The 22,253-nt window shown below is 48.5% G+C and carries 19 protein-coding genes; 3 read left to right on the top strand and 16 right to left on the bottom strand.

Annotated elements, in window-relative coordinates; all coding sequences use genetic code 11:
• Positions 1-83: 83 nt before the first annotated feature.
• The 11 genes from uvrC to QZR21_RS02995 all read right to left on the bottom strand — a co-directional run bounded on the left by uvrC (position 84) and on the right by QZR21_RS02995 (position 14,088).
• A complete protein-coding gene (gene uvrC, locus QZR21_RS03045) occupies positions 84-1,937 on the bottom strand; it encodes an excinuclease ABC subunit UvrC (RefSeq protein ID WP_296973692.1) in 1,854 nt (617 codons plus the stop codon).
• Positions 1,930-4,779: an excinuclease ABC subunit UvrA gene (gene uvrA / locus QZR21_RS03040; RefSeq protein ID WP_296973688.1), complete on the bottom strand. Its 2,850-nt coding sequence runs from the start codon at positions 4,777-4,779 to the stop codon at positions 1,930-1,932. The genes uvrC and uvrA overlap by 8 nt, the downstream gene beginning before the upstream one ends.
• Before the next feature lie 117 nt (positions 4,780-4,896).
• The gene (gene uvrB / locus QZR21_RS03035; protein ID WP_296973685.1) at positions 4,897-7,005 is read right to left on the bottom strand and encodes an excinuclease ABC subunit UvrB; all 2,109 of its coding nucleotides are present in this window, start codon (positions 7,003-7,005) and stop codon (positions 4,897-4,899) included.
• A 323-nt stretch (positions 7,006-7,328) separates the two neighbouring features.
• Complete coding sequence (rnc, locus tag QZR21_RS03030; RefSeq protein WP_296097862.1) at positions 7,329-8,063, bottom strand: ribonuclease III; 735 nt, start codon at positions 8,061-8,063, stop codon at positions 7,329-7,331.
• Entirely contained in the window at positions 8,060-9,307 is a 1,248-nt protein-coding gene (gene fabF / locus QZR21_RS03025) for a beta-ketoacyl-ACP synthase II (protein WP_296097864.1), read from the bottom strand. The genes rnc and fabF overlap by 4 nt, the downstream gene beginning before the upstream one ends.
• Positions 9,308-9,483: 176 nt before the next feature.
• Positions 9,484-9,717: an acyl carrier protein gene (locus tag QZR21_RS03020; RefSeq protein ID WP_008858827.1), complete on the bottom strand. Its 234-nt coding sequence runs from the start codon at positions 9,715-9,717 to the stop codon at positions 9,484-9,486.
• Positions 9,718-9,845: 128 nt separating this feature from the next.
• Positions 9,846-10,589 carry a 3-oxoacyl-[acyl-carrier-protein] reductase gene (gene fabG, locus QZR21_RS03015; protein ID WP_296097869.1) on the bottom strand — a complete coding sequence of 248 codons (744 nt, stop codon included), beginning with the start codon at positions 10,587-10,589 and terminating at the stop codon, positions 9,846-9,848.
• Positions 10,590-10,592: 3 nt separating this feature from the next.
• Positions 10,593-11,531 (bottom strand): ACP S-malonyltransferase, encoded by a 939-nt coding sequence (gene fabD / locus QZR21_RS03010; protein WP_296097871.1) that lies wholly within the window; start codon positions 11,529-11,531, stop codon positions 10,593-10,595.
• A gap of 100 nt (positions 11,532-11,631) precedes the next feature.
• Positions 11,632-12,624, bottom strand: coding sequence for a beta-ketoacyl-ACP synthase III (locus tag QZR21_RS03005; protein WP_296097873.1), 993 nt, complete (start codon positions 12,622-12,624; stop codon positions 11,632-11,634).
• 41 nt (positions 12,625-12,665) lie between these two features.
• Complete coding sequence (gene plsX / locus QZR21_RS03000) at positions 12,666-13,703, bottom strand: phosphate acyltransferase PlsX (RefSeq protein ID WP_296097875.1); 1,038 nt, start codon at positions 13,701-13,703, stop codon at positions 12,666-12,668.
• Complete coding sequence (locus tag QZR21_RS02995) at positions 13,696-14,088, bottom strand: hypothetical protein (protein WP_296973677.1); 393 nt, start codon at positions 14,086-14,088, stop codon at positions 13,696-13,698. Before QZR21_RS02995 ends, plsX begins: the two co-directional genes overlap by 8 nt.
• 517 nt (positions 14,089-14,605) lie before the next feature.
• On the opposite strand from QZR21_RS02995, the gene QZR21_RS02990 reads away from it, so the two are divergent.
• Positions 14,606-15,685, top strand: a complete 1,080-nt coding sequence (locus QZR21_RS02990) for a nitronate monooxygenase family protein (protein WP_296097880.1) — start codon at positions 14,606-14,608, stop codon at positions 15,683-15,685.
• A 159-nt stretch (positions 15,686-15,844) separates the two neighbouring features.
• Here the strand turns inward: QZR21_RS02990 and pyrE are convergent, their stop codons facing one another.
• The 5 genes from pyrE to QZR21_RS02965 all read right to left on the bottom strand — a co-directional run bounded on the left by pyrE (position 15,845) and on the right by QZR21_RS02965 (position 20,198).
• Positions 15,845-16,432: an orotate phosphoribosyltransferase gene (gene pyrE / locus QZR21_RS02985; RefSeq protein WP_296097882.1), complete on the bottom strand. Its 588-nt coding sequence runs from the start codon at positions 16,430-16,432 to the stop codon at positions 15,845-15,847.
• Positions 16,429-17,169, bottom strand: a complete 741-nt coding sequence (gene pyrF / locus QZR21_RS02980; RefSeq protein ID WP_296097884.1) for an orotidine-5'-phosphate decarboxylase — start codon at positions 17,167-17,169, stop codon at positions 16,429-16,431. Before pyrF ends, pyrE begins: the two co-directional genes overlap by 4 nt.
• A gap of 184 nt (positions 17,170-17,353) precedes the next feature.
• Entirely contained in the window at positions 17,354-18,286 is a 933-nt protein-coding gene (locus QZR21_RS02975) for a hypothetical protein (RefSeq protein WP_296097885.1), read from the bottom strand.
• A gap of 10 nt (positions 18,287-18,296) precedes the next feature.
• Positions 18,297-19,244: a phosphodiester glycosidase family protein gene (locus tag QZR21_RS02970; protein WP_296097886.1), complete on the bottom strand. Its 948-nt coding sequence runs from the start codon at positions 19,242-19,244 to the stop codon at positions 18,297-18,299.
• 57 nt (positions 19,245-19,301) lie between these two features.
• A complete protein-coding gene (locus QZR21_RS02965; protein WP_296097887.1) occupies positions 19,302-20,198 on the bottom strand; it encodes a polysaccharide deacetylase family protein in 897 nt (298 codons plus the stop codon).
• Positions 20,199-20,527: 329 nt separating this feature from the next.
• Between QZR21_RS02965 and QZR21_RS02960 the strand changes: the two genes are divergently transcribed.
• Complete coding sequence (locus QZR21_RS02960) at positions 20,528-21,643, top strand: N-acetylmuramoyl-L-alanine amidase (RefSeq protein ID WP_296973670.1); 1,116 nt, start codon at positions 20,528-20,530, stop codon at positions 21,641-21,643.
• Positions 21,644-21,654: 11 nt separating this feature from the next.
• The gene (locus tag QZR21_RS02955; protein WP_296097889.1) at positions 21,655-22,221 is read left to right on the top strand and encodes a GerMN domain-containing protein; all 567 of its coding nucleotides are present in this window, start codon (positions 21,655-21,657) and stop codon (positions 22,219-22,221) included.
• Positions 22,222-22,253 lie beyond the last annotated feature (32 nt).

The following is a 22,253-nucleotide window of genomic DNA, read 5'->3' as shown; positions in this document are numbered from 1 at the left end:
GCATGAAAATACATGTATAATCGGACTCTGCGAATTAATCAGCGCTTCCCTAGATTCAGGGGGCAGGCCAATTCCTTTCTTTGCTATTTTTCTTTCACTCCGTTAATAACCATCTGCTTTTCATCCTTCCGCATACGGAAGAACTGGTACACCGCCTCCGCTGCCCTTTTATTCATGCCCGGCACCTGGGACAGTTCCTCCACTGAGGCTTTCTTCATTTCATCCAAAGAGCGGAATGCATGCCACAGGGCATTTCTGCGATTAGGACCAATACCTTCAATATGATCCAGTATGGACTCTGTGTTTCTCTTGTTCGTCCACTGCCGGTGATACGTAATGACAAACCGGTGGGCTTCATCTCGAATAAACTGCAGGAGCTGAAGAGCCGGTTCATGATGGTCAAGAATAATGGGATCCTCGGAGCCTTCTACATAGATTTCTTCAATTCGCTTAGCCAATCCGATAACCGGTGCATCACAACCGGCACCACGGATGGCAGGAAGGGCAGCATGGAGCTGCCCCAATCCTCCATCGAGGACGATGAGGTCCGGCGCAGGCCAATCTTTTTCATTGCCATAACGGCGGGTCATGACTTCCGCCATGGATTTGAAGTCGTCCGCATGGCCCTGGGTCGTACGGAGCTTGAATTTCCTATATTCCCGCTTTGCCGGGCGGCCGTGTTCAAAGACCACCATGGACCCCGTAGTCTCGGCGCCCTGATTATGGGAAATATCAAAGCATTCCATCCGTTCCGGCAGCCTTGGCAGGTGGAGGAGATCCTTCAGTTTCTTCACAGCTCCCTGTTCCCGGGCATCCTGGTATTCCCACTGCAGCTTCTTATCGGACAGGTACTTGGAAGCGTTGGCCATGGCCATATCCTTCAGCCGCCTTTTAAATCCCCGCTGGGGCACCTGTATGGAGACCTCAGTGCCTTTGAGCTTTGTCATCCAGGAGGAAATCAGTTCGCAGTCCGACGGTAGAAGAGGCACAATGATTTCCTTGGGAATAGCCGTGGGATTACCGCCATAGAAATCCCGAATGAAAGCGGTAATAATTTCTTCATCCGTTTCGCTCTCGCTTTCAGGAATGCTGAAATTTTCTTTTCCCACCATCCGGCCATATCGAATGTAAAAAACTTCCAGACCTGCATGGCTGCCATCCCTGTCCAGCCCGACTACATCAAAGTCCCCTTCATTGGCTACGATATTCTGCCGCTGCTGCACAGATTCAATGGCACGAACCTGGTCCCGATATTTGGCAGCCTTTTCAAACTCCATTGCCTCTGAAGCTTCTTCCATTTTTTTCTTCAGTTCCTGCACAAGACCCGTATTTTTCCCCTCAAAAAGGTCACACACCGTTTTCACATAGGACTGATATTCTTCCTTTGTACAGAGTCCGGCACAGGGAGCGCAGCAGAGATGGAGATGATACTGAAGGCAGGGTCGGGATACTTTCATGGACCGGCAGCTGCGGATGGGATAAAACCGGCGGAGCAGGGACAATGTGGTCCGAAGACTCCCTACATCGGTAAATGGACCAAAATACTTGGCCCCATCATCGTGACGGATATTCCGGGTCACAAAGATCCGCGGCCATTCATCATAGGTGGTAATTTTCACGTAGGGATAAGACTTATCATCCCGCAGGGAAATATTGTACTTCGGATGGATTTCCTTGATCAGGTTGCACTCCAGAATAAGTGCTTCCATTTCTGTGGCGGTCATGGTAATATCCAGGTCCTCGGCGTGGCGGATCATGGCAGCCACCTTGGGAGACCGGTTCTTATCTTCCCGCACGTAGGAGCGGACCCGGTTTTTCAGATTTTTTGCTTTCCCAACGTAAATGATGCGGCCATCCTTGTCTTTCCAGCGGTACACGCCAGGAGAGTCCGGCAGGGCTTCTACTTTGGCCCGGATCTTATCGTTTACGTCAATCATTCTTATGGGCCTCCATGACTTTCCGGGTCCGTTCAATGACAGGCTTCAGATACTGACCGGTATAGGAACGGGCCACCTTACAGATTTCTTCCGGTGTTCCGGTGGCTACCACTTCACCACCCCTGTCGCCGCCTTCGGGGCCGAGATCGATAATATGGTCCGCCACTTTCACTACGTCCAGGTTGTGTTCGATGACAACCACCGTATTTCCCTGGTCCACCAGCTTCTGGAGAACAATGAGGAGTTTCCGTATATCCTCACTGTGCAGGCCAGTGGTCGGCTCATCGAGGATATAGAGCGTATCTCCCGTTCCCCGGCGCATAAGTTCCGTAGCCAGCTTTACGCGCTGGGCTTCACCGCCAGACATGGTGGTCGCCGGCTGTCCCAGATGGATATAACCAAGGCCCACTTCCTGGAGGGTCTCCAGTTTCCGCAGAATTCGGGGATGATTCTCAAAGAACGGCACCGCCTCATCTACGGTCATATTGAGAACATCGGAAATGTTCTTTCCTTTGTAACGGACTTCCAGGGTTTCCCGATTATACCGGGCGCCGTGGCAGACTTCACAGGGCACATAAACATCAGAAAGAAATTGCATTTCAATCTTTATGATGCCATCACCGTGACAGGCCTCGCAACGGCCGCCTTTGATATTGAAACTGAAACGTCCTGGCTTATAGCCCCGCATCTTTGCTTCCGATGTCTGGCTGAAGAGTTCACGGATATCATTGAATACGCCGGTGTAAGTAGCGGGATTGGACCTTGGAGTCCGCCCGATGGGCTGCTGGTCTATGTCGATAATCTTGTCCACATATTCTGCACCTTGCATAGAGTCATATTTCCCGGTGGCGTAGGATGTATGGTTTTTGATGTTGGAAAGCCCCTGAAAAAGGATTTCATTGACCAAAGTACTTTTTCCGGATCCCGATTCCCCTGTCACCACCGTAAAGGCTCCCAGTGGAAATGAGACATTAATATGTTTCAGGTTATGTTCTGAAGCCCCTTTAACAGTCAGAAAAAGTCCATTCCTCTTTCGACGGTGTTCCGGAAGAGGTATATATTTTTCGCCCCGTAGATAGGCACCGGTAATGGAATTTTTCACCTTTTTGATATCTTCAGGAGTCCCCTGGGCCACCACATATCCTCCATTTTCACCGGCTCCGGGACCGATGTCTACGACCCAGTCAGCACTGCGAATGGTATCTTCATCATGCTCAACGACAATGAGCGTATTTCCCAGATCCCGCATGCCCTTCAGTGTAGCAAGGAGTTTATCATTATCCCGCTGATGGAGCCCGATGGACGGTTCATCCAGAATGTAAAGCACCCCTACCAGTCCGGAGCCAATTTGGGTAGCCAGCCGGATGCGCTGGGCCTCGCCGCCGGAAAGGGTAGAAGCTCCCCGGGACAGCGTCAGGTATTCCAGTCCCACATTAGACAAAAATGTAAGACGGCTCTTTACTTCCCTGAGAATCTGGTCCGCAATAATTTTTTCCTTTTCCGTCAACTCCAGGTGGTCAAGAAAAGGCAGCAATTCCGATACCGGCATATCGGAGAGTTCAGAAATATTTTTCCCTCCCACTTTAAAGGCAAGACTTTCCGGACGGAGCCGGGCACCGTGACAAACAGGGCAGGGCTTTTCAATGAGATAATTTGCCAGGGTTTCCTTCATTTTGTCAGTCCAGGCTTCTTCATACCGCCGCTTCGTCATGGGCACCAGACCTTCAAAGACCCGATGATAGGTCTTTGTTTCTCCATCCTGGTTCGTATAATCAAAGGTCAGGAGCTCCGTGCCCCCATACTCAAATTCTTTCTGCCCTTCCGATGGGAGATCATTGAAAGAAGCATCCATGGTAAGGCCATAGGACTTCAGAAATGCATCGAGCTGCTTATACAGCCAGCTTTCCTTATTATAGGGAAAAGGCTTAATAGCTCCCAGACGGAATGGCGTATCATGATCAGGAAGAATCCGCCTGAAATCAGCCTCCAGGGAAGACCCCAGGCCCATACAGGCGGGGCAGGCGCCGAAGGGATTATTGAAAGAAAATATACGGGGTTCCGGTTTCGGCAGGGAAATGCCGCAGTCCGGGCAGGCAAAGTGGGTACTGAAGAGGTAGTCTTTTCCGCCCACTACTGCAGCTACCATGAGACCATCCCCCAGTTTCAGGGCAGCCTCTACAGAGTCAGTAAGCCTGCGCACAATGCCATCCTTGATAATGATGCGGTCCACCACCACCTCGATGGTATGCTTTTTATTCTTTTCCAGTTCAATGTCGTCAGACAGAGAGAAAACAGTACCATCTACCCGTACCCGGACATAACCTTCCTTTCGAAGCTCTTCCAGCAGTTTTTTATGGGTTCCCTTCTTCTGGGCTGCCACAGGTCCCAGGATCATCAGTTTCGTCCTTTCTCCCAGTGCCGTCAGGGCATCCACAATCTGATCCACTGTCTGCCGCTTGATGGGTTTTCCGCACTTCGGGCAGAAAGCCCGGCTGGCATGAGCGTAGAGCATGCGAAGGTAATCGTAGATTTCTGTGACCGTACCTACGGTGGAACGGGGATTGTGGCTCGTAGATTTCTGGTCGATAGAAATAGCCGGTGAAAGTCCGGAAATCTTATCTACGTCAGGCTTATTCATCTGCCCTAAGAACTGACGGGCATAGGCAGACAGGGACTCCACATATTTTCGCTGTCCCTCTGCATAAATCGTATCAAAGGCCAGGGATGACTTCCCTGATCCCGATAATCCGGTAAAAACAATAAGCTTATTTCGGGGAAGAGTCAGATTGATATTTTTAAGGTTATTCTGACGGGCTCCCTGAATGACAATGCCTTTTTCCATGGTTGTCCTTTCTATTGTATGTAAACGGCATGGATTGTCTATGCCCGTAAATTAGTTTGATGATTTGCTGAAGCCCATTTGATTGTATAGAGATTTCAATCTCAGACTCTATTGACTCTACACTCTCTTCTTCATCGGCCGGTTAATCCGCTTCTTTCCGGCACTCACCCGCTTCAGGGCAGCATCTGCCCGGGAGCCATAGCGGTCGGTCCACATCTGGCGCAGCTTGGCCAGCTGGTCTCTCCACATGGCAGCTTCCTCAAATTCAAGGGATTTAGCAGCCCGTTTCATATCCTTTTCCGTCTGCTGCATCTGCATGTACAGTTCTTCATCGGATAATTCTTCTTCGCCGTTTCTGGACTTCTTATAGTCCGCCGGCTTTTCCTCTATCTTCGTAAGGTCAATGAGATCCTTGACCCGTTTCTGTACAGTATGGGGAACAATATGATGTTCTTTATTGTAAGCTTCCTGTATAGACCGGCGGCGGTTGGTCTCATCAATGGCGTATTTCATAGACTTCGTCACCCGGTCCGCATACATGATAACGTGGCCATGTTCATTACGGGCTGCCCGGCCAATAACCTGGATCATGGACGTCTCGGAACGGAGAAAGCCTTCCTTATCGGCATCCAGAATTGCCACCAGGGACACTTCCGGCATGTCCAGACCCTCCCGAAGCAGGTTGATACCTACGAGTACATCGAAAACACCAGCACGGAGGTCCCGGATAATTTCTGCTCGTTCGATGGTAGCTACATCGGAATGGAGATAGCGCACTTTTACTCCTGCTTCCGTCAGAAAATCGGTGAGGTCCTCCGCCATTTTCTTAGTCAATGTAGTAATGAGAACCCGTTCGTGGGCCTCTACCCATTTGTGAATCTCCCCGAGAAGGTCATCCATCTGCCCTTCCACCGGACGAACTTCGATACTGGGGTCCAAAAGACCGGTTGGTCGTATAATCTGTTCCGCCAAATTTGTCTGGACCCCCATTTCATAGGGGCCCGGCGTGGCTGAAACATAGATAATCTGGTTAATCCGTTCTGTAAATTCATCAAACGTGAGCGGCCGATTATCCAAAGCACTGGGAAGACGGAATCCATAATCCACCAGTGTCTGTTTTCTGGATTGGTCGCCATTATACATTGCCCGCAGCTGGGGAACAGTGACATGGGATTCATCAATCATAATCAGAAAATCATCAGGGAAATAGTCAAGCAGCGTATACGGCGGTTCTCCAGGCTTTCGGTTTGACATATGGCGGGAATAGTTTTCAATGCCGGAGCAATAGCCTACTTCCTGCATCATTTCAAGATCATAGTTCGTTCTCTGCTCCAGCCGCTGGGCTTCCAACAGTTTTCCCTGGTCCCGAAGTTCCTTCAGCCGGGCCTCCAGTTCCACTTCAATAGAGCCAATGGCCCTTTTCAGCTTATCAGAGCTGGTCACATAATGGGACGCCGGGAAAATACCGATATGGTTCCGTTCTGCCACTGTTTCTCCGGTAAGCACATCGAACTCGGTGAGCGAATCCACTTCATCCCCGAACATCTCAATCCGCACAGCCACATTATTTTCCGATGCCGGAAATACGTCAATTGTATCTCCCCTCACACGGAATGTGTCTCTGGTGAAATTCATATCGTTTCGCATGTACTGCATGTTCACCAGTTTTTCAATAATTTTATCCCGTTCAATTTCTTCTCCTGGCCGCAGGGACAGGCCCATGGTGCTGTAATCTTCCGGGTCCCCTAATCCATAGATGCAGGAAACGGAAGCCACGATAATGACATCCCGCCGTTCGAAAAGAGCCATGGTGGCAGAATGGCGGAGACGGTCAATTTCTTCATTTCTGGAAGAATCCTTTTCTATATAAGTATCAGTCTGGGGTACATAGGATTCCGGCTGGTAATAATCGTAGTAACTGACGAAATAATATACTGCATTATCAGGAAAGAAATCCTTGAACTCACTGGCTGTCTGGGCTGCCAGAGTTTTATTCGGTGAGATGATGAGCGTCGGCCGCTGTACCTGTTCAATCACCTTGGCCATGGTAAATGTCTTGCCGGTGCCCGTCGCTCCCAGAAGCACCTGGGCCCACTGCCCTTCATTGAGACCGTCCACAAGGGACTTTACTGCCTTCGGCTGGTCTCCGGTCGGCTGGAAAGGAGCTTTCAGGGTGAATGGAATCATGGGCTCCATATAGGCCCGTTTGATCCTGCTGCGATCCATAGTAGATAACACTTTCCTTTATAAAGAAAATGAAACTATCCATGGTTGAATAGTTTCGATTAATCGATGATTTTCTATTTTATTATATCATGACCGGCAAGGAGAAAAAAGGGACGCCATGAGATTGGCCCCCAAAAATACAGGTTCATAATGCTGAAATTTCAATCCTTTATGTCAGCACAAAACCTGCCGCAGTGGATTTCCTGCTGTCCTCATTCAATTCTATATCCCCGTCAGAATGGCTCAGTTCTGCTCATATCAACGTCCATAATCCATCAAAAAACAGTACCATGGTGATTCTTTATCCCATGGTACTGTTTTTCTTATACAGCTGTCCCTTTTCTGATGCGGCTGATAGCTTCCTTAGCAGCTCTCTGGGCTGCTTCTTTTTTATTTTTTCCGATACCGGTACCGAAATCCCTGCCATTAATGGTGATCTGCATCCAAATGGTCTTATCGTGATCCGGCCCTTCATCGTGAATAACATTGTAACGGATTTCTACATCCCCATGCTTCTGGACCAGTTCCTGAAGGTCTGTCTTATAGTCATGGTCATAGTTACCTTCATCAATGAGATCAAGGTATTTCTTAAGATGTCCGAGAATAAAACGGGCCGCCACTTCATAGTTGTTATCCAGGTAAACAGCACCAATAATGGACTCGAAAGCATCGCCCAGAATAGACATCCTTGTCCGGCCACCGGACATTTCTTCTCCCTTTCCGAGGAGCATATACTTTCCTACCTGGAACTTTGCGGCACATTCTGCACAGGCCGGCTTGCACACGGCACTGGCTTTGGCCCGGGTCAGCTTTCCCTCCGGCCAGGATGGAAAGCGGAGAAAAAGGTATTCCCCAACCACCAGATCAAGAACGGCATCCCCAAGAAATTCCAGTCTTTCATTGTCATGAATCACTTCTCCCTTATGCTCATTGGCATAGGAAGTATGGGTAAGAGCGGTATTCAGAAGCTCTATGTTCTGCATGGGAATATCATTATCCTCTGCAAATTTCCGGACAGCCTCAAGCCGCTCCTTCCGTCTTGTTTCAGCGTGGCTCATTCTTCATAGCGCCTCATGATGACGACGGCGTTATGTCCGCCGAATCCGAAGGCATTGGACATGGTTACGTCCACCTTAACATCCCGCGGTCCTTCCGGTACATAATCCAGGTCGCATTCAGGATCCGGAGTCTTCAGGTTCAGAGTCTGGTGTACCCGGTTATGTTCAATGGAAAGGACACAGACAACCGCTTCGATAGCACCGGCAGCGCCAAGGAGATGGCCAGTCATTGATTTTGTGGAGTTAATGACCACATCATAGGCATGTTTTCCGAGCACATCTTTAATGGCTTTTGTTTCATTTTTATCGTTCAGCCCTGTGGAAGTACCATGAGCATTGATATAGTCGATGTCATTCGGAGAAATACCAGCATCATCGATAGCTTTCTGCATGCACCGTGCAGCCAGGACACCACCCGGACGGGGAGCTGTAATATGATATGCATCACCATTGGAACCATAGCCGATGACTTCCGCATAAATATGGGCGCCTCTCTTCTTTGCATGTTCCAGTTCTTCCAGAATCAGGACACCGCTGCCTTCACCAAGAACGAATCCATCTCTTCTTACATCAAAGGGGCAGGATGCTTCTTCCGGCGGGCAGTCCCGGGAAGAGAGAGCTTTCATAGCTGCAAATCCGGCCATAGGAGTCTTGGCTACTGCCGCTTCTGTACCACCGGCAAACATGACGTCCGCATCGCCGTACTGGATGGTCCGTGTAGCACGGCCAATAGCATTGTTACCGGAAGCACAGGCAGTAACATCTGCCAGTACCGGTCCCATGAGGCCAAAATTAATGGACACCTGGCCTGCCGCCATGTTTGCAATCATCATGGGTACTGCAAAGGGATTAACCTTCGTCGGTCCCTTGATATCGATGCGGTGAACCGTTTCTTCCATGGTATTAATACCACCGATGCCGGTACCGATAATGGTACCCACACGATTCGGATCTTCCTTTGTCATATCCAGCTTTGCATCGTCCACAGCCATCTTTGCTGCAGCTACGGCAAACTGCACATTCCTGTCCATGTGACGGACAGCTTTCCTGTCTCCCACATATTTCACGGCATCAAAATCTTTAACTTCACCAGCAATACGGACAGGAAATCCTTCCGCATCAAATTCAGTAATGGGACCAACACCGGATTTTCCGGCCATCAGGGCATCCCAGAATGCATCGGTACCGATACCAACCGGAGAAACAACGCCCATACCCGTAATAACAACTCTTCTTTTTTCCATTAAGGAGCACCTCGCTATAAATGTTCTTGGTTAAAATAAAACTGCGCACAGGGATAAGACCTCAAAAAAACGGGCAACACCGGTCACCCTCTTTTTTGGGGCATTTTCCCCTATCATACTGGTTTGCCGGGGAACAGGTTCCCCGGCTTCCATTATGAGTATGACAAATTCCTGTATTACTGAATCTGGCTGTCGATATAGTCTACAGCGTTCTTTACTGTCTTGATCTTTTCTGCAGCATCGTCCGGAATTTCGATATCGAATTCTTCTTCAAATGCCATGATCAGTTCAACGATATCGAGGGAATCAGCGCCCAGGTCGTCAATGAAAGTAGAATCGATGGTTACATCAGCTTCGTTTACGCCGAGCTGGTCAACAACGATTTTCTTTACTCTGTCAAAAGTGCTCATTATGATTTCACCACCTTTCATTGAAAATAGTACCTTTCTGATTATATTACAACCACGGGAGGTTGTCACCTGTTTTTGAAAATTTTAACAGGCATCCGCCTGATTGCGGAAAAAGCCTCCCAGGGACTTTACATCACGAGGCCACCATCTACGACAAGGACTTGCCCGGTGATATAGACGGCATCATCGGAAGCCAGGAAGCAGACAGCTTTGGCTATATCTTCCGGCTGCCCCATGCGGCCCAGAGGAATAGAAGCAATCATGCCTTCTCTGATTTTTTCCGGAATACCATCGGTCATAGCGGTCTCAATGAACCCTGGAGCTACTGCATTCACCCGGATATGGCGGGCTGCCAGTTCCTTTGCACAGGCTTTGGTCAATCCAATGACTCCTGCTTTGGCAGCGGCATAGTTTGCCTGTCCAATATTGCCCATGAGCCCTACTACGGAAGAAATATTAATAATAGATCCCTTCCGTTTTCTCATCATAATCGGCGCAGCCGCTTTGATCGTCAAAAAATCGCTTTTCAGGTCTGTGGCAATCACGTCATCCCAATTTTCTTCCTTCATACGAATCAGTAGGGCGTCCCGGTTAATCCCGGCATTATTTACGAGAACATCCAGACCACCAAACTCTTCTTTAACCGTTTTGAAAATACGGTCCACATCTTCACTTTTGGACACATCCCCCTGCAGGGTAAATGCCCTTCCTCCGGCAGCTTCAATCTCTTCTTTTACCTTTTCCGCCGCTTCCCGGCTGCCGGCATAGTTTAACGCTACGCAGTATCCCCTGGATGCCAGGGCAATGGCAATAGCCCTTCCGATTCCCCGGGATGCTCCGGTAACAAGTGCAGATTTTTCAACGTTTTCCATGGATTATTCTCCTTTCAGAGCTGCTGCTGTCTCATCCACCGTTGCCACATCTTCTGCATGATGGCAGGGAATGGAACGGTCAATCTTTCTCATGAATCCGGAAAGCACAGTTCCCGGACCGGCTTCTACAGTGTAATCAACACCGCCGGCGATCATGTTACGGACAGATTCTTCCCAATGTACCGGATGGGCAGCCTGGTCCACCAGATTCCTGCGAATATCCTCTGCCTTTGTTTCTTCCTTCGCATTCACATTAGCCACCACCGGGATATAGGTATCATGGATAGTAATGGAATCCAGTACTTCCTTCAGACGTTTAGCAGCCGGTTCCATGAGTGTGGAATGGAAAGGCGCACTGACTTTCAGCATAATTGCACGGCGGGCACCTGCTGCCTTCAACGCATCACAGGCCTTTTCCACAGCTTTTGTAGCTCCGGCAATAACTACCTGTCCCGGGCAGTTGAAATTTACAGCCTGCACCGGTTCGCTGTCCGTAGAAACGGGCTTGCAGACTTCCACAATCTTTTCCGGTTTCAATCCGATAACTGCAGCCATACCGCCTTCTCCAAGGGGTACTGCTTCCTGCATAAAACGGCCACGGAGATGGACTGTCTTCACTGCATCAGCAAAAGAGAGGGCTCCAGCCGCTACCAGTGCGGAATATTCGCCCAGGCTGTGGCCGGCAGCAATATCCGGCTCGATTCCCTTTTCTTTCAGCACCTGCCATACAGCCACACTGGCAGTCAGAATAGCGGGCTGGGTAAATTCCGTCTTCATCAGTTCGGAATCAGGTCCTTCAAACATCATTTTAGAAATAGAAAAGCCCAGCGTATCATCTGCTTCTTCAACCAGTTTCTTTACGGAATCATATTTTTCGTAAAGATCATGAACCATTCCCACTTTCTGGGATCCCTGTCCGGGAAAAAGAAATGCAAGTTTCATTGTATCACCTCATGAATAAGAAAAATGGTATAGATCGTATTATTACGAATGAAAGGAATAGAAAGCTTCTAAAAAGGCCGCAGGCTATCTTTTCCTCCACTCACATCCAGCGCATGATGTCGCAGCCCCAGGTAAGGCCCGCACCAAATCCGGTAAGTACCACAATGTCGCCATGGTGAACTTTACCTGCCCGTACGGCCTCGTCCAAAGCAATCCCTACAGACGCAGCGGATGTATTACCGAAACGGTTTACATTTACCCACATTTTGTCCGGTGGAAGTCCAAGACGCTTGGCAATGGCCTGGATAATACGGTTATTCGCCTGATGGGCAATAAACATATCGATATCCTCTTTTTTCAGGCCAGCCTTATCCAGTGTTTTCAGAGTTGTGGCATCCATATGGCGTACCGCTGCCTTGAACACTTCTGGTCCTTCCATATGTATATAGATACGGCCCGAATCAATAGCCCGGTGTGTCACCGGTTCTGCTACACCGCTGGCCGGTATATCCAGTATCTTGCCAAGACTTCCATCGGATCTCAGGTCAGAAGCCAGAAGACCATATCCCTCTGGCACTTCCCCAATAACCGCAGCTCCTGCACCATCACCAAAGAGGATACAGGTAGAACGGTCATGCCAGTTCACCAGGCGGGACAGAATTTCTGCCCCCACAATCAGGATATGTTTGTACATACCTGCCTTTACCAGGTTCGAAGCAAGGGCCGTTGCATAAATATAGCCGGAGCAGCCGGCAGAAATATCCATGGCCCCGGCATGGGTGCATCCCAGTTTATCCTGTACAAGACAAGCAGTAGAAGGCACTACATAATCCGGGGATGCCGTAGCTACCAGGACGAAATCAATATCATCCGGTGTAAGCCCTGATGCTTCCATCGCTTTTTGGGCTGCCTTGATGCAAAGGTCCGATGTGTTTTCAGATTGGGCAGCAATATGCCTTGTTTCAATGCCTGTCCGAGTACGAATCCATTCATCGGAAGTGTCTACCATTTTTTCCAGATCCGCATTGGTCAGTATCTTTTCCGGTGCATAATGGCCGGTTCCCAGAATGCCGGCTGAACGTATATCATTCATCATCAAATAATCCTTTCCCTGAAAGGAGCAGAAGTACCGATTCAATCGGCACTGCCCTGCATTTCTTCATTTTTCATCTGGGTCAGGGCTTCTGTAACAACCTGGTCCAGATGTTCATTACATACATCCCTAGCCATACGAATAGCATTCTTAATGGCCTTTGCCTTTGAAGCGCCGTGGCAGATCAGCAGAACACCCCTGATACCCAGGAGCGGGGCACCGCCATATTCTGCATAATCCAACCGTTTTGCCACATATTTCTTCAGGGCCGGCTTCAAAAGAAGTCCCCCCAGTTTAGCCCGAAGGCCTCCTTGCATGACTGCCTCTTTCAGGAGCGAAGCAATCAGTTTCCCTGCCCCTTCGCCAAATTTAAGTACCACATTGCCCGTAAATCCATCAGTCACAATGACGTCAAAATCTCCGGTCATCACATCTCGTCCCTCTGCATTGCCTGCAAAGGGGATGATGTTCTGACGGCTCAGTACCCCATTGGCTTCCGCCACCAGAGGGCTACCTTTCGCACTTTCCGCACCAATATTCAGAAGGCCAACACGAGGAGAATCTATGCCGGCCACTTTCTTCGCATAAATATAACCAAGCAGTGCATTCTGCACATAGGTTTCCATCTTTGGCTGGGCACTGGCGCCGGAATCTATCAGATATGTATACCCGCCTTTTTCATTAGGTATCGGTGTCAATATAGCCGGGCGCTCGATGCCTTTAATACGGCCAATTCCAAGAAGTCCCGCAGTTACAGCTGCTCCCGTGGACCCGGGTGCCACCAGGGCGCCGCAGGTACCATTTTTTACAAGACGAGCTCCTACTGAGATGGAGGCATCCTTTTTCTTCCGGAATGCCATTCCCGGATGTTCCCCCATTTCAATGACCTGGGACGCATGATGAATTTCCACCAGAGGATTGGACTCTTCATGATGTTCCCTCAGGATTTTGGAAATTCTTTCCTCATCCCCCACAAGAACCACGGGTATTTTATATTCCCGTACAGCCTGCAGTGCTCCCAGCACAATTTCCAGCGGCGCAAAATCTCCGCCCATTGCGTCTACAGCAATTTTATCCATGGGACGCCTCCGTCCGATTCAAAATCTCCATAATGAACTTTGCCCTGTAAACCTCCTGGTCTCCGGCAAAGAAACTGATGTAAATATGTTTCTTGTTTCCCCGCATCAGTACGATACGGCCTTTTACAATCAGAAGTGTACCAGGTACCACGGGAACTTTATATTTTATATTTCCCACCTGGGTAGATGCAAAAGGAACCCCCGCCAGGGACTCTGCGAAATCAGCTGCCGCTCCATACAGTTTTTCTGCAGGCACCATACCGGCGCTATCGGTCATTGTTTCATCAGTTTTAAAAAGCCCAACGCCCTTATCCCCCACATCCAGGTCCAGGATACGGATACCTTCCCTGGCCTCCGATGGCTGGGCTATGACGAGATGTTCCATTCTCTCTCTCATTTGAGGAATGCCCAGAGCCTGTCGATCAAGGCGGATTGTAGCCTGGGAAACAGAGAAATGGTCTGCCAGATCCCCATCTGTCAGACATGGATTTTGGCGAAGTAAACTCTGTATGGCTTCCCGTCTCTTATTTTTGTCCATTTTACATTTCTCAGTCACTTTTATCACCTACTGCTAATACTATACCATAACGATGCAAGTATTTCACGTCAAAAATATTATCGGAATAAACTTACGGCCTGAAATATTCTTGCCTAGTTACCAGCAGATGGAACGAAAACAGGCAGGTCTTTGTTTTTCTTTCTACATTCAGATAAGCGGTTACCTATTACATACTATTTAGATATTTCGTTTGATAAATACTAAAATTATTTATCATTTTCTCCATTGACTTATCCATCTTGATAGAATAAACTACAGTAAATACAGAATATATTAAGTCTAAGCATTTGTCAAACGTATTTATTTTATGGTTTCATAATTATGAAACAGCGAGGAGAATACTATGAACTTTCCAAAGCTTCATATCGGTGACCTGACCGCAAATATTCCTATTATCCAGGGAGGCATGGGAATAGGTGTCAGCCTTTCCGGCCTGGCGGGAGCAGTGGCAAAGGAGGGCGGTATCGGTGTAATTTCCGCTGCCCAGGTCGGATTCAACGAACCGGACTTCCGCACAAATACAGTAAAAGCCAATATCCGTGCTCTGAAAGACCAGCTCCGCAGGGCCCGTGAAAAAGCAAAGAACGGCATCATCGGCGTAAATATCATGTGGCGCGGACAGCACTATGAGGATTACGCCCGCACGGCCGCCGAAAATGGTGCGGACATTATCTTTTCCGGAGCCGGCCTGCCGGCGGACCTGCCAGTCTGTGTAGAAGGAACAGATACAAAAATTGCCCCTATCATCGGTTCTCCGAAAGCGGCACGGGTCATTCTAAAGCTCTGGGCAAAACACCACAACAGAACCGCAGACCTGGTTGTTATTGAGGGTCCTAAAGCCGGGGGACACCTTGGCTATACCCGGGAGCAGGTCAAGATGCATGAAAGTGATGGTTATGAAAAGGAAATCCGTGAAATTCTCGATGTGGTACGGGATTTTGAAGAAAAATTCCACAAAAAAATTCCCGTCATATTCGGCGGAGGCATTTTCGATAGAAAAGATATAGAGCACTACCTTTCCCTGGGCCTCTCCGGCGTACAGATGGCTACCCGCTTCGTAGCCACCAAAGAATGTGACGCATCAGAAGCATTCAAAAACATGTATGTTAAAGCGAAAGCCAAAGATGTGACCATCGTACAGAGTCCTGTTCACATGCCGGGCCGTGCCCTGTTAAATCCTTTCGTCTGTGCTGTCAGAAACAGACGGATGCCGGTGACCAACTGCTTCCATTGCCTGAAGACCTGTGACCCCAGCACCACCCCCTACTGTATCACCCAGGCTCTTATTAGAGCCGTAAAAGGAGACGTGGACCACGGTCTTGTATTCTGCGGTGCCAATGCCTGGAAAATCAATAAAATCACCACCGTCCATGATCTGATGCAGGAACTGACAGAAGGACCGCTACCTCAGAATAATGGCTGATACAATCATATCCATACTGATATAAATAGAGGTGTCCGGCTATGGAATAGTCCACTATGCCCCTTATGAACTCTTCCATTCCTGGCACCTGCTTCACTATAAAAAGCCGTGAAAAATAAAAATACATTTTTCACGGCTTTTCCCATGTCTATATTTTACTTATTTCAGATGATGGCTTCCCCGTTCAGTAATCGGCACCCCTGCTTTGCACAGCGGGCACTCTTCCGGTTTATAAGTCGGAACGGTAAGATGAAGGAGCGGATATACTTTTTCAGGAGGCACGCCAAAGTCCGCCTTGCCGCCGGAACGGTCAACGAGCAAACCGATTCCCACGATATCGCCCTTAGCCTTATTGACTACATCCACCACTTCTTTGATGGAACCGCCGGTGGTGACGATATCTTCCACAATCAGCACTTTTTCGCCGGGAGCGATTTTAAAGCCGCGGCGAAGGGTCATTTTTCCATTTTCCCGTTCTGTGAAAATCGAACGAACACCGAGGAGGCGGGCTGTTACCTGGGAAAGGATAATGCCGCCGGTTGCCGGTCCGATAACCGTTTCAATGCCCTTGCCCTTAAAATGGTTCGCAAATTCCTGGCAAAGCTTTTCCGTATATTCCGGGTGCTGGAGAACATTGAATTTTTCTACATAGAGCGGGCTGTGAAGACCACTGGTCAGAAGGAAATGGCCTTCCAGGATTGCCTTTGTTTCTTTCAGTAAAGATTCAACTTCTTTTTCGTTCATCATGCATTCTCCTTAATTTCTTTTAAAATAAGCCGTGCTGCAGCGCAGGGATCGATGGCCTGAGTAATCGGACGGCCGATAACGAGCATGGAAGAGCCATCCTTGAATGCCTCCGATGGCGTAGCAATACGTTTCTGATCATCGGTCTGGGCAAAGGCAGGACGGATGCCCGGCGTAACAATCAGAAAATCATCACCCGCCATTTTACGAATAGAGGACGCTTCTTTAGGAGAAGCAACAACTCCATCCACACCGGATTCCTTAGCAAGCTCTGCCAGTTCCAGTACATGGTCCTGGATGGGAAGATGCCCCCCTACTTCCTGCCATCCCTGGTCATCGAAACTGGTAAGAACTGTAACTGCCAGAATTTTGGGACGTTCTACTCCCAGCTCTTCCGCTGTAATTCTCGCATATCTGGCTGCTGCCTGCATCATGGCCCTGCCGCCACCGGCATGGACTGTAATCAGGTTGACTCCCAGCCTGGTCACCGAAGCTACGCTGTGTCCAACGGTATTGGGAATATCATGGAGTTTCAGGTCAAGAAAAACCTTTTTCCCATGTTCCTTCAGATAATGGATCGTTTCACTGCCGGCACTGTAGTACAGTTCCATTCCTACCTTATAATAAGAAACCAGGTCTCCCAATTCATCTACCAGTGCCTTCATCTTGTCAAAAGAATCCACATCCAGGGCTACAATCAGGCGGTCATCAGCCGTGTAGACTTCTTCTTTCTCTTCCATTCACGCGCTCCCTTCATGAATACATACTTCTCGCATATTATACCATTTTGAGCCGCCCATGGCGAGAAGAAGAATGGAATGGGGCCATGATTTCTACCTGAAGTTTCTGGAGTTATATTGTCCCGGCCTGTCCCCGGATACAGCAAAAAAAGTCAGTGAAGAAATTTTTCTTCACTGACTTTTTTTATTTTCCCGCCTGGGAAGCGGCTTCTTTAATCATATGGAGTGTAACGGAATTGAAATCCACCGGTGTATCCAGTGCCTTCACTTCTTTAAATCCGACTCCCAGCTTGCCTGTGTAGTAAGCAGTGACTTCCCCTTTCGTATTAATCTTTACGGCATAAATGGTCTTGTCATCGCCAAGTCCAACAAGCCGGAAAGCGCCGGGTGGAGAAATGACGCGCCAGGAACTGTCATCCCCATTAAATGTATAAAGAATTCCCTTCTGGCTGTCATCATAGAAGAGGCGGTCTTTATCATAGTACACTGCGATTTTTCCGATATGGGAAGTCTGGACATAAATACGGCGGGTATCATAGTTCGCATCGGTGCGATAAATACGGTAAAGCCCTTTGCCCACTTCCATCTTCATATATACCGCATTTGTGGCTGTAGAATAAGCTACATCCACAATTTTTGCATTTCTGGGCAGGTCCCGAATCGGTGCATCGGACTCATGGGTAGTTCCATCCGGATTGTATCTGGCCAACGTCACATCCCACCGTCCACCACTCCAATGGATAGGATAGAGGGCCATGAGTGCCAGATTCCGGTCAGGCATCCATTCAAAGAAGGATACGCCCTGGTTCTTCAGGTCCACCTTCTGCGGGTTATTCAGATCATCGGCCTTGTAAATGGTAACACTGTCCTTCGTCACATCTGCCATATATTTGAAATCATGGGAATAGTAGGCCTTACCTTTGACGCTGACCTTGGCATACAGCTTCTTTCCCTCTTTTTCTGCCGCTTCCGCTACCTTGTCCTTTACATCGGACATATCATAGTCTCCGCTGGACAAGGGGGCAAAGAGAACGCGGTCCATATACAGATACGCTCCGGCCTGGACGCCGATGCCCAAAATAAAGCAGAATGCCAGCTGGCATAACTTCTTATTCAACCTGTCCTCCTTATTTCACGATAAAAGCGGTTGGTATCATACGTTCACCCAAAAGATCCGCCGGCTTATTCACAACCTTGCCATTGTAGTACAGGGTCGTAGAAGAACCCCCATCCAGATTGGCTGCAATGTAAGCGCCATTTTCGTACAGGATATTCTGCGAATCCACCAGGGTTGCGCCGATACTGTATCCAGGCTGACGGCCATCAATAACGAGGAACAGGATGGTTCCATCCTTCTTCTGGCCGATGGCGGAGCGGGGAGAAATTCCCCAGCCGCCATCGCCACTTTTAATGACCTTTTCTCCATTAATAATGAGCGGCGGACCAAAAGTCAGCCCCTCCACAGCGCCGAGGTCCCGAAGCTGTTTCTTATTATAATGGCCGGCAATCAGGTTGCCGCTCTTCGTCATGCCAACAAAATCGACCTTTTCATTATCATCGACCTGCTGGCCCAGAAGATACTTGCCGCCATGAATAATAAATCCATAGGGAAGACGGCCGGTACCGGTGCCATTGGGGTCATAGAACCCGCCGCCATTAATAGCGGCCACGGCATTGTTCTTTTTAGCGATGTTACTGGTAGTATCCCCTTTTTCATTAATATCCTCCGCCGTTGCAACCTGTACACGGGTGGGATTCGGAATTTCCAGCAGATATCCCACGAAGCGGGATGTTTCGATTTTCTTGAGTGTCAGGGAAGAATCAGTCCGCGGCTTAAAGGAAAACATCTTCTGCGTATCCGTTGTAGTCACAACGCCGAGGATTTTATTCAGTTCATCCTGGGAATAGAGCCAGGTGATGTACTGGGGATGGCGGGACCGCATAATAGCTCCCACCACGGCACGTTTCAGATTGCCGAATGGTCCGAACAGGACCACAATCGGTGACGTGACGATAAAGAAAATCAATGTCATCAGTATGAACTTAAATATAAAGCTGTGAAATATGCGTTTCATTCGTGCTCCTAATAAAAACCAGGGTTCCCATGATCTGCCATAGCAGCAGAAGGCCTGTCAGACCGGTGTATAATTATCTTTATTCAGTCTTTCAGAGAATCGGGCCAGGGAAATATCATTTCCAATATATACCCGTTTCAGCTCATAAGGATAACTGCCTACATGGACCCTGCCGGCATCGGTGGTAACTGCCATCTTGATGCCAGCCTTCTTTGCAATGGCCACCACCTCATCATCGTAGTCGCCATAGGGATAAGCGAGCCATGGATTATCGATTCCCAGATGGTACTTCAGCGCCTGGTTTGCCTCCACAATTTCTTTTTCCTTTTCCTTAGCCGTTGCCAGGTTATGAAGCTTCGGATGAGAAAGGGTATGGTTGGCAATAGTCACTGTATGGCTGTCTGCCATTTCTTTCAACTGGTCCCAGGTCATGCGGTTATAGGGTTTCCCTACATCATCGGTAATAAGGAACAGGGTCCAGGGGTATCCGTACTCCTTCATCAGCGGATAAACAATGGTATAACTGTCCAGATAGCCATCATCAAAAGTAATGCACACCGGCTTCTCCGGCAAAGGAGCCCCTTTCGTCACATAATCATAAAGCTCCTGCATGGTGATAGGATGGTAGCCATGATCCCTGAGATAATTCATTTGGATTCGCAGATTGGCCTCTGTCATGATAGCTGCATTTCCCTGTTGATTGCCAATCATGTGATACATGAGGACCGAAACACCTTCAGGTACACTGTATGGAACACTGGGATCCCGCTTCACTACCGCCACTCCGGGTTTCAGTGCAGTCTGGGAAGCTGCAGGCTGTGAAGAAGCTGACGCAGAAGAGCTGCCTTCCGATACGCCGTTTCCACAGCCCGCCAGACCAAAGGCCGCCAGGGAAAGCAGGGAAGCCGCCGCCAGAAGTGCCGCTTTTTTCCAATAGCTTGAGAATGATTTCACTTGAAAAAACTCCTTCTTGCAAAAGTCCATATTTCCTCATTTTGACAATATGTAATTATTTTACTACTATTTTCTCTATTTTGCTACTACTTCTGAAAGAGGAAACATATATAAGGAATTTGTTAAATCACTTCCCAGGTCTACTCCACAGGTCATTGTGAAAAGAACTTTACGTTAAAAATTTGAGAAAGAAAATCTGTAGAAATATGACGATTATCATTTTCCCTGGTTGAAATATCCTCTGTCTTTCTTTACGTGATATAATTAAAAGTATTCACCACTACGTGTATTTTGATTCATATATCCAGCACAGTAAGAAAGGACATTTTATGAAATCTATAGGAAAATGGTTATTTGCATTATTATTTCTTATTCTTTTACCTTTAACCTTACCGGTCATGGCAAAAAGTGCAGAGGTGAATTCTCTCCGCTGGACTGTCCACAATGAAGGCAATCCTCCCTACGTCCGCATTGCTATGGATCTGACCAGGGCGGTCCATGCAGAAGCTGCCATTGATGATGCAGGTAAAAATTTCGAAGTTATCATGAGAAATACAGCTATGGGAAATGTGGCCTCCCAGTATGACATGGACCCCCGGGCTGTAGATTTTGCTACCCTTTCAGAAAAAGACGGGGACACCTACCTGGATGTAGCTCTCACAAAGCCTCAGAAAATAGACGATATCCGGGTTTTTGCTCTCCGTCCGGATGCAAAAATGAAAAAGCCCCATCGTCTGGTTGTTGATATCCCTGTAAAAGGAACTATACAATCTAATAAGAGAAAAGCAATCTCTCCCGCTTCTTCTGCTGCTTCCACCTCCGGTAAATCTTACAATGTTTCCAATGAAGCAAAGAATGTTCTGAAAGGTAAGGTCATCTGTATTGATCCCGGGCATGGCGGTACCGACGTAGGTGCCGTGGGCCATGTAGGCAATAAGACGGTCTATGAGAAAGACATTACTCTCTCCATCGCTCTACCGCTCAGGGATATGCTGACCTCCGCCGGTGCAAAAGTGGTCATGACCCGGACCACCGATAAAGACGTATATGGTCCCTGGGCCGATGCCACGCCGGAACTGCAGGCCCGCTGCGATGTAGCCAATGAAGCCCATGCCGATGCTTTCGTTTCCATCCACATTGATTCCTTCTCCAATTCTACCGTGGACGGCACCACCGCCTATTATAATGCCAAGAGTTCCAAGGACCTGCTTCTGGCACAGATGATGCACCAGGCCACACTGAACTCTCTTTCTATTCCGGATAGAGGCGTACGATCCAATGACTTCTACGTCAATGTACACACTGCCATGCCATCTGTCCTCATGGAAATGGGATTCATTACAAACAGCCACCGCGTAAAAATGCTGACTTCCTCCTGGGCTCCCAGAAGTATCGCCCAGAGTCTCTTTAACGGTCTCGTTAATTACTTTGCTGCCATTCAGTAAGGAGAAACGCAATGAATAAGAAAACCCTGTTCTTTACCCTGTCTCTGGCCGCCGTTCTTGCGCTTTCCGGATGCGCACCGGAATCAGGAAAGCAGAGTGCACAGAGCCTTTCCCCCAAAGCTGCCTCTTCGCAGCCTGTAAAAGCTCCTGCAGAGGCATCTTCCACCCTTATCTACTATAAAGCTTCTGAGGATGGACTGAAAATCGTTCCAGTCTCCCTGAAAGTCAAAGCCAGTGACCATACCGCCAAATCTGCATTGGAAGAAATGATACGGGCCGACAGGAAATCAAAATACCCCCTGCTCCCTGCAGGAGTATCTTTGAAGACTATTTCCATCAAAGACGGAAATGCCTACGTGAATTTCAGTAAAGAGCTGAACAGCCTGAAAGGGGAGACAGCGGAATCCCTTTTCATCGCTATGACCGTAGATACGCTTACTGAATTTCCCAATATCCGGGAAGTAGAGATCAAAGCTGATGGGAAGCCCCCAAAATTCCAGATGGACATGTCAAAGTCCTTCAAACGTGATGAGAGCTATATCCTCATGGAAAAGAAAAAGAGAAACCCACCAGCTTAGCTGGTGGTTCTTCTTTTGCGGCCCAAAGGGCC

Origin of the sequence: uncultured Dialister sp. (genome assembly GCF_900541605.1) — a bacterium.
Lineage (GTDB): Bacteria > Bacillota > Negativicutes > Veillonellales > Dialisteraceae > Dialister.
This window is presented reverse-complemented; position numbering and strand designations above follow the sequence as displayed.

What these genes read in the sequence shown, in the direction of transcription:
- QZR21_RS02970 (WP_296097886.1), bottom strand. Translation starts at nt 19,244, where the DNA reads ATGAAACGCATATTTCACAGCTTTATATTTAAGTTCATACTGATGACA.
- QZR21_RS03020 (WP_008858827.1), bottom strand. Translation starts at nt 9,717, where the DNA reads ATGAGCACTTTTGACAGAGTAAAGAAAATCGTTGTTGACCAGCTCGGC.
- uvrC (WP_296973692.1), bottom strand. Translation starts at nt 1,937, where the DNA reads ATGATTGACGTAAACGATAAGATCCGGGCCAAAGTAGAAGCCCTGCCG.
- fabF (WP_296097864.1), bottom strand. Translation starts at nt 9,307, where the DNA reads ATGGAAAAAAGAAGAGTTGTTATTACGGGTATGGGCGTTGTTTCTCCG.
- QZR21_RS02995 (WP_296973677.1), bottom strand. Translation starts at nt 14,088, where the DNA reads ATGGAACATCTCGTCATAGCCCAGCCATCGGAGGCCAGGGAAGGTATC.
- QZR21_RS03005 (WP_296097873.1), bottom strand. Translation starts at nt 12,624, where the DNA reads ATGAATGATATACGTTCAGCCGGCATTCTGGGAACCGGCCATTATGCA.
- QZR21_RS02960 (WP_296973670.1), top strand. Translation starts at nt 20,528, where the DNA reads ATGAAATCTATAGGAAAATGGTTATTTGCATTATTATTTCTTATTCTT.
- QZR21_RS02955 (WP_296097889.1), top strand. Translation starts at nt 21,655, where the DNA reads ATGAATAAGAAAACCCTGTTCTTTACCCTGTCTCTGGCCGCCGTTCTT.
- fabG (WP_296097869.1), bottom strand. Translation starts at nt 10,589, where the DNA reads ATGGAAAACGTTGAAAAATCTGCACTTGTTACCGGAGCATCCCGGGGA.
- fabD (WP_296097871.1), bottom strand. Translation starts at nt 11,531, where the DNA reads ATGAAACTTGCATTTCTTTTTCCCGGACAGGGATCCCAGAAAGTGGGA.
- pyrF (WP_296097884.1), bottom strand. Translation starts at nt 17,169, where the DNA reads ATGGAAGAGAAAGAAGAAGTCTACACGGCTGATGACCGCCTGATTGTA.
- rnc (WP_296097862.1), bottom strand. Translation starts at nt 8,063, where the DNA reads ATGAGCCACGCTGAAACAAGACGGAAGGAGCGGCTTGAGGCTGTCCGG.
- QZR21_RS02990 (WP_296097880.1), top strand. Translation starts at nt 14,606, where the DNA reads ATGAACTTTCCAAAGCTTCATATCGGTGACCTGACCGCAAATATTCCT.
- pyrE (WP_296097882.1), bottom strand. Translation starts at nt 16,432, where the DNA reads ATGATGAACGAAAAAGAAGTTGAATCTTTACTGAAAGAAACAAAGGCA.
- plsX (WP_296097875.1), bottom strand. Translation starts at nt 13,703, where the DNA reads ATGGATAAAATTGCTGTAGACGCAATGGGCGGAGATTTTGCGCCGCTG.
- uvrB (WP_296973685.1), bottom strand. Translation starts at nt 7,005, where the DNA reads ATGGATCGCAGCAGGATCAAACGGGCCTATATGGAGCCCATGATTCCA.
- uvrA (WP_296973688.1), bottom strand. Translation starts at nt 4,779, where the DNA reads ATGGAAAAAGGCATTGTCATTCAGGGAGCCCGTCAGAATAACCTTAAA.